We start from the raw sequence: 14,442 nt of genomic DNA on the forward strand, positions 1-14,442 counted from the left end.
CACTTGACGACTTATTGCGTACCTGATGACTGACGAATCGCCTTCCATCGACAAACTGCTGAAAAACCTCGATCACGCCATGCTCGCCGACCGCCACCGGCTGCGGCGGCAGTTGCTTGAGCTGCGCAAGAAACCTGACGAGGCCAAGCTGGCCCAGTGGGCGACGCGCCTGCAGGCGTCTTGTGACCAGGTACTGGCACGGCGGGCCAGCCTGCCGGTGATTCGTTACGACGACAGTTTGCCGATCGCCGCCAAGCGCGACGAAATCAAGGAAGCGCTGCTCAAGCATCAGGTGCTGATCATCGCCGGCGAGACCGGCTCGGGTAAAACCACCCAGTTGCCGAAGATCTGCCTGGAAATCGGCCGTGGCCAGCATGGCTTGATCGGCCATACTCAGCCGCGTCGAATCGCTGCGCGCAGCGTGGCCAGCCGAGTTGCCGAAGAACTGGCGACGCCGTTGGGCGCGCTGGTCGGCTATCAGGTGCGGTTCGAGGATCAGAGCGATTCCAACACCCTGATCAAACTGATGACCGACGGCATCCTGCTGGCGGAAACCCAGAACGACCGCTACCTCGAACGCTACGACACGATCATCGTCGACGAAGCCCACGAACGCAGCCTCAACATCGACTTCCTGCTCGGTTACCTGAAAACCCTGCTGCCCCGTCGTCCGGACCTGAAAGTCATCATCACCTCGGCGACCATCGACCTGGAGCGCTTCTCCAAGCATTTCGACGACGCGCCGATTGTCGAAGTCTCCGGCCGCACCTTCCCGGTGGAAACCTGGTATCGCCCGCTGACCCTGGAGCAGGACGAAGAGGGCAACCGCGTCGAGGACGACTTGACCGTGGATCAGGCGATCCTCGCCACCCTCGACGAAATTGCCGCGTTCGAACGCAGCGAACGCAAGAGCCCCGGCGATGTGCTGGTGTTCCTGCCCGGCGAGCGCGAAATTCGCGACGCCGCCGACATGCTGCGCAAGGCCCAGCTCAAGCACACCGAGATTCTGCCGCTGTACGCGCGGTTGTCGCCGGCCGAACAGCAGCGGATTTTCCAGTCGCACCCTGGCCGTCGCGTGGTGTTGGCGACCAACGTCGCGGAAACCTCGCTGACCGTGCCGGGCATTCGTTACGTGATCGACAGCGGCACCGCGCGCATCAGCCGTTATAGCTACCGCGCCAAGGTTCAGCGCCTGCCCATCGAAGCCATTTCCCAAGCCAGCGCCAACCAGCGTAAAGGTCGATGCGGTCGGGTCGAGCCGGGTATTTGCATTCGCCTCTATGGCGAAGACGACTTCATCGGTCGCCCTGAATTTACCGATCCGGAAATTCTGCGCACCAACCTCGCGGCGGTGATTTTGCAGATGCTGCACCTGCGTCTCGGCGAAATCACCGACTTCCCATTTATCGAGCCGCCGGATGGCAAGGCCATCAGCGACGGATTCAACCTGCTGCAAGAACTCTCGGCAGTGGACCGCAACAGCCAGTTGACCCCGCTCGGTCGCCAGTTGGCGCGCCTGCCGGTGGACCCGCGCATGGGCCGCATGCTGCTGGAAGCGGCGAAACTCGGCAGTTTGCAGGAAGTGCTGATCGTCGCCAGTGCCATGTCGATTCAAGACCCGCGCGAGCGTCCGCCGGAGCGGCAGCAAGCGGCGGATCAGGCCCACGCGCAGTGGAAAGACGTGGACTCGGACTTTGCCGGGTTGGTCAATCTGTGGCGCGGTTTCGAAGAGCAGCGCCAGGCGCTGACGGCGAGCCCGCTGCGCAATTGGTGTCGCAAGAATTTCCTGAATTACCTGCGTCTGCGCGAATGGCGCGACTCGCACCGTCAGTTGAGCCTGATCTGCCGCGACATGCAGTTGAGCCTGAACAAAGAGCCGGCGGATTACCCGAAGCTGCACAAAGCCGTGCTCTCCGGACTGCTCAGCCAGATCGGCCAGAAAGCCGATGAAGGCGATTACCTTGGCGCCCGTCAGCGGCGTTTTTGGATTCACCCGTCCTCCGGGTTGGGCAAGAAGCGCCCGCAATGGCTGATGACCGCCGAACTGGTGGAAACCACCAAGCTCTATGCGCGCATGGTCGCCAAGATCGACTCGGACTGGATCGAGCCGCTGGCCGGTCACCTGATCAAGAAAAACCACTTCGAACCGCACTGGGAGAAGAAGCGCGGCCAGGTCGTGGCCTTCGAGCAGATCACGCTGTTCGGGCTGATCGTGGTCGGTCGCCGGCCGGTGCATTACGGGCCGATCGATCCCGTCGTTTCTCGTGAGTTCTTTATTCGCGAAGGCTTGGTGCGCGGCGAGATTCAATCCAAAGCCAAGTGCCTGACGGCCAATGCGCAACTCCTGGAACAACTCGACGAACTGGAAGCCAAGGCCCGGCGTCGCGACATTCTCGCTGACGAGGAGACCCTGTTCGCCTTCTACGATGCGCGATTGCCGGCGGAGATCCACCAGACCGCAACCTTCGACAGCTGGTACCGGATCAACAGCCAGAAAGACCCACAACTGCTGATCATGCGCGAAGAAGACGTGCTGGCCCGTGAGGCCAGCGAAGTCACCGCACTGCATTACCCGGACACCTTGCACATCGGCGATCTGGAACTGGCCCTGAGTTACCACTTCGAACCGAACCACCCGCGTGACGGCGTGACCCTGCGCGTGCCGGCGCCGTTGTTGCCGATGCTGCCGCCGGAACGCCTGGAATGGCTGGTGCCGGGGGTGATCGAGGCCAAGTGCATCGCGCTGGTGCGCAACCTGCCCAAGGCCCTGCGCAAGAACTTCGTGCCGGTGCCGGACTTCGTCAAAGCCGCGTTGCAGCGCATGACCTTCGCCGAGGGCTCGTTGCCGCAGGCGTTGGGCCGCGAGCTGCTGCGCATGACGGGCGCGCGGGTCAGCGATGAGGCGTGGGCGGAAGCTTCGCAGCAAGTCGACAGTCATTTGCGGATGAACCTGGAAATCGTCGACGGCCAGGGCAAGTTCCTGGGTGAAGGGCGTGATCTGGCGGAGTTGACCGCACGCTTTGCCGAAGCCAGCCAAGCCGCGCTGGCCGTGCCGCAAACCGCGAAAAACCAGCAGCCGGTGGAGCCGAAAGTGTTTGCCGCGGTCGCCGAGAAAACCCAGCAGAAGATCGCCGGGTTGTCGATGACGGTGTATCCGGCGCTGGTGGAAGAGGGCGGCACAGTCAAGGAGGGGCGTTTTTCGACCCCGGCCGAAGCCGAGTTCCAGCATCGCCGCGCTTTGCAACGATTGCTGATGCAGCAATTGGCCGAGCCGGCGAAGTTCCTGCGGGGCAAGCTGCCAGGGTTGACCGAGTTGGGGCTGATGTACCGTGAGCTGGGGCGCATTGATGCGCTGGTGGAGGACATCCTGCTGGCCAGCCTCGACAGCTGCATTCTCGAGGGTGAAGACCCGTTGCCACGGGATGGCGCCGGGTTGGCCTCGTTGGCCGAGCGCAAGCGCGGTGGCTGGACCGAGCACGCCGAGCGCCTGGCCAAATTGACGCTGGAGATCCTCAAGCTCTGGCACAGCCTGCAAAAACGCTTCAAGGGCAAGATTGATCTGGCGCAAGCCGTGGCCCTGAACGACATCAAGCAGCAGCTGAGTCATCTGGTGTATCCGGGGTTTGTCCGGGAAACGCCGATGGCATGGCTCAAGGAATTGCCGCGTTACCTGAAGGCCGTCGAACAGCGCTTCGAGAAGATCGGCGCTCAGGTGCAGAGGGATCGGGTCTGGAGTGGCGAACTGTCCGGTCTCTGGACCCAATACCAGACCCGCGCCAACAAGCACGCCCAGGAAGGCAAGCGTGATCCGCAGTTGGAGCTCTATCGCTGGTGGCTGGAGGAATACCGGGTTTCGCTGTTCGCCCAGCAGTTGGGGACCAAAGTGCCGATCTCCGACAAGCGCCTGAACAAGCAATGGACCCAGGTTGAACCCTAGCGGGGACTGCTTTTGTAGGAGCCAGGCTTGCCGGCGAAGGCGTTCTTGAGGGCGCCTTCGCCGGCAAGCCTGGCTCCTACAGGTATTGTGTCGTTCCTTCGGCGGGCGTTTGCTCTTGCAAATAGGGCCAAATCCCAGCGTTTATGGCAAACTTCGCGCCTATAAACGCCGGCCCCGCGGTTTTGAGCCTCTTCAAGGTTCGGGCGGATCGGAATAAAGCGATGCCAGGTGTGCTCCCCGTGACGGGAACAGACCCTTTGTGTGTTGGTACGTCGGTGCCAACGCTTTCTGCCTGAACAGATTAGAGAAACGACCATGCATAACGTCGTCATCAGCGGCACCGGCCTGTACACCCCGGCCAACAGCATCTCCAATGAAGAGCTGGTGCAGTCTTTCAACGCTTACGTCGCGCAATTCAACGCCGACAACGCTGACGCCATCGCCCGTGGTGAAGTCGAAGCGTTGACCGAATCCAGCGCTGCGTTTATCGAAAAAGCCTCCGGCATCAAAAGCCGCTTTGTCATGGACAAGGACGGCATCCTCGACCCGCAACGCATGGCACCGCGTCTGCCTGAGCGTTCCAACGACGAATGGTCGGTGCTTTGCCAGATGGCCATCGGCGCGGCCGAACAGGCCTTGCAGCGTGCCGGCAAGACCGCTGCCGACATCGACGGCGTCATTGTGGCGTGCTCCAACCTGCAACGCGCCTACCCGGCCATCGCCATCGAAGTCCAGGAAGCGCTGGGCATCCAGGGCTTCGGTTTCGACATGAACGTGGCCTGCTCCTCGGCGACCTTCGGCATCCAGGCCGCCACCAACAGCGTGCAACTGGGCCAGGCCCGGGCGATCCTGATGGTCAACCCGGAAGTCTGCACCGGTCACCTGAACTTCCGCGACCGTGACAGCCACTTCATCTTTGGCGACGCGGCGACGGCGGTGATCATCGAACGTGCAGACCTGGCGACGTCCAAGCATCAGTTCGACGTGGTCAGCACCAAACTGCTGACCAAGTTCTCCAACAACATCCGCAACAACTTCGGCTTCCTCAACCGCGCGGCGGAAGAGGGCATCGGTGCCAAGGACAAACTGTTCGTACAGGAAGGCCGCAAGGTGTTCCGCGACGTCTGCCCGATGGTCGCCGAGCTGATCGCTAAGCACCTGGAAGAGAACAAGCTCAACGTCGGTGACGTGAAGCGCTTCTGGTTGCACCAGGCCAACCTCAGCATGAACCACCTGATCGTCAAGAAACTGCTGGGCCGCGAAGCCACCGAAGAAGAAGCCCCGGTGATTCTCGACACCTACGCCAATACCAGCTCCGCCGGGTCGGTGATTTCGTTTCACAAACATCAGGACGATCTGGCCGCCGGTTCCCTGGCCGTGCTCAGTTCGTTCGGCGCGGGTTACTCGATTGGCAGCGTGATTTTGCGCAAGCGTTGATGGGGACGGCTGTCGTTCTTTCCTCTGATTCGCGACGGCTTTTCCTACAGCCGAAACAGTCGGGACGCTGTAATTTTCGGAAATGACAGCAGGACGTTGCCGACGGCGACGCCCTGCTGAGTCATTTTCGAGGTCAGGACAAGGGGTTTGTGAATGGCGGCTGACGACGCACAACTGCTGCAACGATTGCTGTCAGGTGAACAACAAGCTTTCAAAGAGTTGGTCAGCACTTACCAGAGCGCTATGCGAGCGGTGGCATATGCGATCGTCGGCAGCCGGCATGCTGACGAAGTGGTGCAGGATGCGTGGTTGTCGGTCGTGCGCAATCTGAGCAAGTTCGAGGGGCGTTCGAGCCTCAAGACCTGGTTGCTGACCATCACCGCCAATGCGGCAAAAGGGCGATACAAGCAGAACCGTCGCGAAGTGCTGCTCGACGACATTCCATCGCCCCATGGGACGATCGATGACGATCGTTTTTCATCCGGCGATGGCCATTGGCTGGTGGCGCCGTTCGCCTGGCATCAGGACACCCCAGAGGCGTTGCTCACCGAAAGCGAGCTGCGCGAATGCCTCGAACATACGTTGCTCAGCCTGCCGGAACTGCAACGTAGTGTGTTGCTCCTGCGGGAGCGTCAGGGCCTGGAGCTGGAAGTTATCTGTAATCTTCTGGACATCTCGCTCTCCAATGTCCGCGTGCTGCTGCATCGGGCACGGTTGAAGGTCTTTGCGACCGTGGAGCATTTTGAGGAAACCGGTGAATGTTGACCTGTAAGGAGCAAGTGGCACGTTCCAGTGACTATCTCGATGGCCAGTTGAGCTTTCGGGAGAAGTTGCTGGTGCGGCATCATTTAATGTTCTGCCCCAATTGCCGGCGGTTCATTCGTCAGATGCGTCTGATGCAGGCGACGCTGCGGGTCTTGCCGGAGGAAGCGGTGCAGGAGGTCGATGCACTCGCCGAACGTCTTGCTGCGGAGCGTCGCAAGGACATTCCGTAGAGTCGTGGCGTGATCGCAGGGAAGAGAAGCAGTCCGGCGTGGAGGCATCGAACGGATGATGGGGATCGATCCATCCACGCCAGACTGTAAAAACGCCTCAAGCATCCATGACCTGAGGCGTGGAACGGCTTTGCTTAGAACTTGGCTTCGGCGTCCAGTTGCAGGGTGTTGATCTTCGAATCCCGCAGGGTGGCGTTGGTGTAGTCGGAGTCAGCCATGAAGTACGTCGCGCCGAGGGCGAAGTTCTTGTCCAGCTCGTAGCTCACTTTCAACTTGCTGCCGCGCGCACCGGTGAAGCCGTTGGCGAAGTCGGAGTCGGTGAAGGCGCCGACCACCGCGTTACGCTGTACGTCGCGATAGTTGTAGTCCACGCCGAAGCCGAAGACTTTGGTCTTGACACCGGCCAGCCAGGCCATGTCCTGATCGTTGCTCGCACTGTCGTTGTTGGCAACTTGACCGTACAACGATAGCGGCATTGGCAGGCCGCCGATGTCGATCTGACCAAAGCCTTCGTACACTTTGAACTCTTCGCCCGCGCTGTTGCCGTTGATGGCCAGTGTGGCGGTGTCCTCGTCGTTGTCGTAAGCGTAGACACTGCCACCCAGCGTCATTTTCAGGTTGTCAGTGATCGCGAAGCGCGCCCCCAACTGGCCAGCGTACAGACGCAGGTCATGACGGAACTGCTTGCCTTCGCCGTCGACGTTGTCCTGGAGGGTGTAGTGGCCGGCGCTACCGAACAGCTCGGCCGTGCTGCCTAGCGGGTATTTGTAAGTCAGGGCCAGACCTTCCGGGTTGATGTCGTTATCCCAGATGATGTCGCCCATGCTCACCCATGGTTGTGCCATCTTGCCGCCGATCAAGTGCAGGTTCTTGATGGCATTCGGGTGGTAGTCGACGTAGCCCTGGTCCAGCCAGATATCTTTCTTGGAGAAGTTGCCTTCCAGACTCTGGTTGGTGGAGCGAGCATCGTTGTTGTTGCCCGTGGCGATACGAATGCCGGTGTCCACTTGCGGATTGATTTCGGTGTAGGCACCCAGGCGTACGCGAATACGTTGACGATCCTGGTCGCCGGTGTTCGACACGCCATCGTTCTTGACCGTTTCCTGACGGAAACGCACGTCGCCCTTGAACTGGGTCTTGGCAGCCCAGGCCAGTTTCTGGTCGAACGTGCTCAGTTCATTGGTTTTCTTCGCGGTGGCCGCGATCTGCTCGTTGGTCTCTTGCTGAGCCTGACGCGCGATTTGCTGGTCTTTCTGATCCCTGGCCAGCTCGGCTTGCAGTTCGCTGTATTGCGCGTTGGTAATCGAGCCGTTTGCCTTAAGCATGTCGAGCAGTTTGGCGTCGACTGCGGCACTGGCCGGAACACTCATGGCCAGCAGCAGACCGCCACACAGGGCCGCCGCAGTTTTCGTGGAAGCAAGACGCATATCAATCTCCGAAGATGTAAGGGGATGACAGAGCCATCCGGGACACAACCGACCGTTGATGGACGGAAACAGTGGCCGGGTAGAACCCGACGCTCTAAAAACTGGCGTCAGTATCGCGATGGTTTATTACAGAACAGTGGCAAAGTGATGGCGTGTCGATGACGATACAAAGACTCTCTGAACTTTTGATCCAGAGCTCTGTCGGCGGTTTTGTCGGATGTGTAATGGCGGGCGATAAGCGATACTCGCCGGGCTGTTACGCGAAGAAGTAGAGAGGGTGTCGATGCCGCTGCAACGTCTGGAAAGCCTGTCCGATATTGGTCCGCACACGTGGGATGCCCTGGTGCCGGATAATCAGCCGTTTCTGCGCCATGCCTTTCTCAGCGCGCTGGAAGACAGCGGCAGCCTGGGGCCCCATTCCGGCTGGCAGCCCGAGCACTTGTTGCACATCGAAGGAGGGCGGCTGATTGCCGCGTTGCCCAGCTACCGCAAGTGGCATTCCTACGGTGAGTATGTGTTCGACCACGCCTGGGCCGAGGCCTGCGAGCGTGCCGGCATCGACTATTACCCAAAGCTGTTGACCGCCGTGCCGTTCAGCCCGGTCAGCGGGCCGCGATTGCTGGCGGCCACGGTCGAGGATGGCTTTGAATTACTGAAGAGCCTGCCGGGCTATCTTGAGATCGAAGAACTCTCCAGCGCTCACATCAACTTCACGGACCCATTCACCGACGCCGCATTGGCCGAACAACCCGGCTGGTTGCAGCGGATCGGCTGTCAGTACCACTGGCAGAACCGCGGTTATCGGGATTTTCAGGACTTCCTCGACGTCCTCAGTTCGCGCAAACGCAAACAGATGCGCAAAGAGCGCGAGCAAGTGGCGGGGCAGGGTATTGAGTTTGAATGGCTTGAAGGCAGCCAGCTGGATCAGGCGCAGTGGGATTTTGTCTATGCCTGTTACGCCAATACCTACGCGGTGCGTCGACAAGCGCCGTACCTGACGCGGGAATTTTTCAGCCTGCTGGCGGAGCGCATGCCCGAATCCATTCGTGTGGTGCTGGCCAAACAGGGTTCACGACCCGTGGCCATGGCCTTCAGTCTGGTGGGCGGCAATAGTTTTTACGGCCGCTACTGGGGCTGCCTGGCGGAGTTCGACCGCCTGCATTTCGAGACCTGTTTCTACCAGGGCATGGACTACGCGATTGCCCATGGCTTCCAGCGTTTTGATGCCGGCGCCCAAGGTGAACACAAGTTGATTCGCGGGTTTGAACCGGTCATCACCCATTCCTGGCACTACCTGCGTCACCCTGGCCTGAAGGCCGCCGTCAAAGACTTCCTGCAGCAGGAGCGTCTTGGGGTGTTGGCGTATGCCGAGGAAGCGAGGACCGCGTTGCCTTATCGGCAAGCATGATCCTCGCCCGTGGCCTCAAGTGCCTTCCTTGCCGAGCCAGCGATAGGTCACGCCACCGATCACCGCACCCAGCAGCGGTGCCACCCAGAACATCCACAATTGCGCGATGGCCCAGCCGCCGACCATCAACGCCGGACCGGTGCTGCGTGCCGGGTTGACCGAGGTGTTGGTGACGGGAATCGAGATCAAGTGAATCAGTGTCAAGGCCAGGCCGATGGCAATCGGTGCAAGCCCGGCGGGCGCGCGTTTGTCGGTGGCGCCGAGGATGATCAGCACGAACATCGCGGTCATCACCATTTCACAGACAAAGCCTGCGGCCATTGAGTACTTGCCTGGGGAGTGTTCGCCGTAGCCGTTGGAAGCCAGGCCGGCCGAGAGATCGAAGCCTTCCTTGCCGCTGGCGATGTAGTAGATCAGCGCGGCGGCGATAATGGCGCCAATCACCTGGGCGATGATGTACGCGGGCAACTCCCGCGCCGGAAACCGACCGCCAACGCACAGGCCAACGGAGACGGCAGGGTTGAGGTGACAACCGGAGATATGGCCAATGGCGAACGCCATGGTCAACACGGTGAGACCAAACGCGATGGCCACACCCAGCACCCCGATTCCCAAAGGCGAAGACGCGGCGAGTACCGCACTGCCGCAACCGCCCAATACCAGCCAGAACGTACCTAACAACTCAGTGACTGAACGTTTGAACAGAGACATGAGAGCGTCCTTGATAGGCAAGCTATCGAGACTGTATCGCGTGATGCATCCTGCAGGTTTACGACAGGCTCATCTCTAGAGCCTAGGCTGAGTACAGCAGGGTTTTTGCGGATATCCAGCGGCCATGAAAAACCGCCAGGGCCTGTGGTTAGAGGGCTCTGACGGTTTTTCAGGTTGTCGCCGATTAATGTGGGAGCGAGCCTGCTCGCGATTGCGGAGTTTCAGTCGAAAAAAATGTTGACTGTTACACCGCTATCGCGAGCAGGCTCCCTCCCACAGGGGCGGGGTGAATTCAATTCAATCTATACCGACAAACCCACCCGTCTGGTGCTGCCACAGCCGCGCATACAATCCGCCATGCGCCAGCAGTTCGGCGTGGGTGCCGGTTTCGGCGATCTTGCCTTTTTCCAGCACCACCAGCCGGTCCATCCGGGCGATGGTCGAGAGCCGGTGGGCGATGGCGATCACGGTTTTGCCCTGCATCAGGGTTTCCAGACTTTCCTGGATCGCCGCTTCGACTTCCGAATCCAGCGCCGAGGTCGCCTCGTCCATGATCAGGATCGGTGCGTCCTTGAGCAGCACGCGAGCAATCGCAATCCGCTGACGCTGGCCGCCGGAAAGTTTCACCCCGCGTTCACCCACATGCGCATCGAAACCGGTACGGCCTTCGGCGTCCGTCAACAACGGAATGAACTCATCGGCGCGGGCCTTGTGCACGGCTTCCCACAGCTCGGCGTCGGTGGCGTCGGGCCTGCCGTAAAGCAGGTTGTCGCGGATCGAACGGTGCAGCAACGAGGTGTCCTGGGTGATCATGCCGATGCGCTCGCGCAGGCTTTCCTGACCGACTTCGGCGATGTTCTGCCCATCGATGAGGATTCGCCCGCCCTGCACGTCATAGAGGCGCAGCAGCAGGTTGACCAGGGTCGATTTGCCGGCGCCGGACGGTCCGATCAAGCCGATTTTCTCACCGGGCTTGATCGTCAGGTTGAGATCGCCAATGATCCCGCTCTTCTTGCCGTAGTGAAAATCCACGTGCTCGAAGCGCACTTCGCCTCGGGGCACGGCCAGCGGTTTGGCTTGATCACGGTCGGTGATGCTGACCGGTTGGGCGATGGTCCGTAAACCGTCCTGGACCATGCCGATGTTTTCGAAGATGCCGGTGACCACCCACATGATCCAGCCGGACATGTTGACGATACGAATCACCAAGCCTGTCGCCAGGGCAATCGCGCCCACCGAGATCAGCGACTGCGTCCATAGCCACAGGGCCAGGCCGGTGGTGGTGACGATCAGCAGGCCGTTCATGCTGGTGATGGCCACGTCCATGCTGGTGACCACGCGCCCGGCCAGTTGGGCTTTTTCGGTCTGCTCCTTGATGGCTTCCTTGGCGTATTGCTGTTCATGGTTGGTATGGGCGAACAACTTCAAGGTGGTGATGTTGGTATAGCCGTCGACGATCCGTCCCATGAGTTTGGAACGCGCATCGGAGGATTGCACCGAGCGGTCCTTGACCCGAGGCACGAAGTAATAAAGCGCGCCGATGAATCCAGCGATCCAGGTCGTCAGCGGGATCATCAGGCGCCAGTCGGCTTCGGCAAACAGCACCAGCGCGCTGATGGCGTAGATCAGCACATGCCACAGGGCATCCACCGCTTGCACGGCGGAATCGCGCAGGGCGTTGCCGGTCTGCATGATGCGCTGGGCGATGCGCCCGGCGAAGTCGTTCTGGAAGAAGTTCAGGCTCTGTTTGAGCACGTAGCGGTGGTTCTGCCAGAGAATCAGGCTGGTCATGCCGGGGTTCAGCGTCTGGTGCACCAGCAGGTCGTGCAGGCCGAAGAAAATCGGTCGCAGAACCAGGGTCACCACCACCATCCAGGTCAGCTCAAGTGCGTGGTCCTGGAAGAAATCCGGGTTCGGGGTGCCTTGGGCCAGGTCGATGATGCGGCTCAGGTAGTTGAACAGCGCGACTTCGATCAAGGAGGCGAACAGGCCGACAATCAGCAGGGCGGCGAAACTCGGCCAGACCTGCTTCAAATAATAGGTATAGAAGGGGAGAACCCGATCTGGCGGAGCCGCCGTCGGAGCGTCGCGGAATATGTCGATCAGTTTCTCGAAACGGCGATAAAGCATCAGTTCTCCGCCCGCGCACGGGCTCTCCTTTAAACGATATGAGCGGCACCGGATACCGGCAGCCGCTCAAGCACTCCTGTGCAGATTAGTCGATGACTTTGGCTGACTTGATGAACACAGGGTCGGCCGGCACGTCTTTCATGCCGCTTTTGGTGGTGGTCTGGGAGTTGACGATGACATCGACCACATCCATACCTTTGACGACTTTACCGAACACGGCATAACCATCACCGCTGTCGAGGAAATCGTTGTCCTTGACGTTGATGAAGAACTGGCTGGTGGCCGAATCCGGGTTCGAGGTGCGGGCCATGGACAGCGTGCCACGCACGTTATGCAAGCCGTTCTTGGACTCGTTCTTGATCGATGCCTTGGTGTCTTTTTGCGTCATCTCTTTGGTGAAACCACCGCCCTGGACCATGAAGCCAGGAATCACACGGTGAAAAATCGTGTTGTTGTAAAAGCCGCTGTTGACGTACTCAAGGAAGTTCTTGGTACTGATCGGTGCCTTGACCGGGTCCAGTTCGATTTCGATCTGGCCGTTGGTGGTTTCCAGCAATACGTGCGGCGCCTTGGCGGCGGGCGTTGCAGCCATCAGGTTGGCGGCAAACAGAACGGAGCCGGCGACGAGGGCGATTTTTTTCAGCATGGGTCAGTGATCCTGAGTGAGGTGGTGTCGACTGCGGTGAGAAACTCGAGCAGGGTTTGGTTGAAGCGTTCGGGTTGATCCAGCGGGGTGGCGTGGCGCGAATCGGCGATCACCACCAGCCGCGCATCGGGCAGCAGTTTTACATAGGTTTCCTTCAGCGAGACGGGCGTGTAATCGCGGTCGGCGCTGACGATCAGGGTTGGACAGGCGACTTTGGAAAGTCGTTCCTGAACACCCCAGCCAACGATGGCATCGAAGCTGGCGAGATAAGCATGTTTGTCGTTTTTTGCCCAGCGTTCGGCCATTTTCTGGCGCAAATCAGCTTGTTCGGGTTTGGGGAACAGCTTGGCACCCAAGGCCTTGCCGATGGCGCCCAGACTGAGGACACGCATCAGGCTCCAGCGCTTGAACCACTGCCAGTAATCGTCGCGGCTGCGCAGTTTGACTTCCGGCGCGCTGTTGACGATGCACAGGCTTTTGAGCATGTGCGGCTGATCCACGGCCAGTTGAAAACCGATCATGCCGCCCATGGACAAGCCCACGTAATGGGTGGGGCCGAGGTTCAGGTGTTCCATCAGGGCGACCAGGTCGGCGCTGAACCCGGCAATGCTGTAACGCTCCCGGGGTTTGTCGGAGCGACCGTGACCGCGCACGTCCGGGACGATCACCCGGTAACGGGCGGATAACACCGGGATCTGCTTTTCCCAGTCCAGGGTGCTGGAGCCCAGCCCGTGGACCAGCAGCAACGGCGTGCCTTGGCCGTATTCCTCATAGTGCAGGTTGCAACCTTCATGTTCGAAATAGGCCATGCGGATACTCCGTGTCAGGCTTGTTCAGGGGCGGCGAACGGCGCATCCAGCGGCGCGGTGTCGAAGGTGCGCAGCAGTTCGATCAGAATTTGCGTCGCCGGGCCCAGGGGTTTGTCCTTGTTCGAATACAGATAAAAACTCGGGTTGCGGCTGCCGCCCTGATCCAACGGTAGCAGCTTGAGCGTGCCTTCCTTGAACTCGCGTTCGATCATGTGCCGGGGCAACCAGGCGAACCCCAGGCCACTGCTGACAAAAGTCGCCGCGGTGGCCAGGCTGCCGACGGTCCAGCGCTGTTCGGCGCCGAGCCAGCCGACGTCTCGTGGTTGCTGGCGACCGGAGTCACGGATGACCACTTGCAGCTGGCTTTCAAGGTCCTGGAAATTCAGTTCGCGGTTGAGGCGATGCAAGGCATGTTCGGGGTGGGCGACCGCAACAAACTCGACGTCGCTCAATTCCGCACCCAGGTAGCCCGGAATGCTGAAACCACTGATGGCCAGGTCGGCCACGCCTTCGAGTAACACCTCCTCGACGCCCGACAACACTTCTTCACGAAGACGCACCCGGCAACCACGGCTCTGCGGCATGAACGCGGTCAACGCGCGGACGAGGCGGGCGCTCGGGTAGGCCGCATCGACCACCAGCCGCACTTCCGCTTCCCAGCCTTGTTCCATGTGGTGGGCCAGGTCTTCGAGCTGGCTGGCCTGTTTCACCAGTTGCCGCGAGCGACGCAACAACACGCCACCGGCTTCGGTCAGCACCGCTTTGCGGCCGTCGATGCGCAACAGCGGCACGCCGAGCTGGTCCTGCATACGCGCCACGGTGTAGCTCACCGACGATTGCGAGCGGTGCAGCGCTTCGGCGGCCTGGGCGAAACCACCGTGGTCGACCACGGCTTGCAAGGTTCGCCATTGATCAAGGGTCACGCGGGGCGCTTTCATGAAT

General features: G+C 60.4%; 10 protein-coding genes and 1 pseudogene. 5 read left to right on the forward strand and 6 right to left on the reverse strand.

From position 1 onward, the window contains the following. The first annotated feature begins 25 nt into the window (after positions 1 to 25). The 4 genes from hrpA to ACA068_RS08255 all read left to right on the forward strand — a co-directional run bounded on the left by hrpA (position 26) and on the right by ACA068_RS08255 (position 6,369). A complete protein-coding gene (gene hrpA / locus ACA068_RS08240) occupies positions 26 to 3,937 on the forward strand; it encodes an ATP-dependent RNA helicase HrpA (protein WP_497309028.1) in 3,912 nt (1,303 codons plus the stop codon). A gap of 315 nt (positions 3,938 to 4,252) precedes the next feature. Continuing rightward, positions 4,253 to 5,374: a beta-ketoacyl-ACP synthase III gene (locus ACA068_RS08245; protein WP_497309030.1), complete on the forward strand. Its 1,122-nt coding sequence runs from the start codon at positions 4,253 to 4,255 to the stop codon at positions 5,372 to 5,374. A gap of 153 nt (positions 5,375 to 5,527) precedes the next feature. Further along, a complete protein-coding gene (locus tag ACA068_RS08250) occupies positions 5,528 to 6,139 on the forward strand; it encodes an RNA polymerase sigma factor (RefSeq protein WP_497309032.1) in 612 nt (203 codons plus the stop codon). Continuing rightward, the gene (locus ACA068_RS08255; RefSeq protein ID WP_497309034.1) at positions 6,133 to 6,369 is read left to right on the forward strand and encodes an anti-sigma factor family protein; all 237 of its coding nucleotides are present in this window, start codon (positions 6,133 to 6,135) and stop codon (positions 6,367 to 6,369) included. The genes ACA068_RS08250 and ACA068_RS08255 overlap by 7 nt, the downstream gene beginning before the upstream one ends. 134 nt (positions 6,370 to 6,503) lie before the next feature. On the opposite strand, the gene ACA068_RS08260 is transcribed toward ACA068_RS08255, so the two are convergent. Then, positions 6,504 to 7,796, reverse strand: a complete 1,293-nt coding sequence (locus tag ACA068_RS08260; protein WP_497309036.1) for a putative porin — start codon at positions 7,794 to 7,796, stop codon at positions 6,504 to 6,506. Between the two features lie 283 nt (positions 7,797 to 8,079). Between ACA068_RS08260 and ACA068_RS08265 the strand changes: the two genes are divergently transcribed. Beyond that, positions 8,080 to 9,204 carry a GNAT family N-acetyltransferase gene (locus tag ACA068_RS08265; protein WP_497309038.1) on the forward strand — a complete coding sequence of 375 codons (1,125 nt, stop codon included), beginning with the start codon at positions 8,080 to 8,082 and terminating at the stop codon, positions 9,202 to 9,204. 15 nt (positions 9,205 to 9,219) lie between these two features. Here ACA068_RS08265 and aqpZ read toward each other — a convergent pair whose 3' ends face one another. The 5 genes and pseudogenes from aqpZ to ACA068_RS08290 all read right to left on the reverse strand — a co-directional run bounded on the left by aqpZ (position 9,220) and on the right by ACA068_RS08290 (position 14,438). After that, entirely contained in the window at positions 9,220 to 9,915 is a 696-nt protein-coding gene (aqpZ, locus tag ACA068_RS08270; RefSeq protein ID WP_497309040.1) for an aquaporin Z, read from the reverse strand. Between the two features lie 297 nt (positions 9,916 to 10,212). Beyond that, a complete protein-coding gene (locus ACA068_RS08275; RefSeq protein WP_497309042.1) occupies positions 10,213 to 12,045 on the reverse strand; it encodes an ABC transporter ATP-binding protein in 1,833 nt (610 codons plus the stop codon). A gap of 85 nt (positions 12,046 to 12,130) precedes the next feature. Next, entirely contained in the window at positions 12,131 to 12,691 is a 561-nt protein-coding gene (locus ACA068_RS08280; RefSeq protein WP_497309044.1) for a peptidylprolyl isomerase, read from the reverse strand. A 3-nt stretch (positions 12,692 to 12,694) separates the two neighbouring features. Continuing rightward, positions 12,695 to 13,500: pseudogene (locus tag ACA068_RS08285) on the reverse strand (alpha/beta fold hydrolase). Positions 13,501 to 13,514: 14 nt separating this feature from the next. After that, positions 13,515 to 14,438, reverse strand: a complete 924-nt coding sequence (locus ACA068_RS08290; RefSeq protein WP_497309045.1) for a PA3225 family LysR-type transcriptional regulator — start codon at positions 14,436 to 14,438, stop codon at positions 13,515 to 13,517. Positions 14,439 to 14,442: the final 4 nt, after the last annotated feature.

Source organism: Pseudomonas sp. LBUM1660 (genome assembly GCF_059695935.1).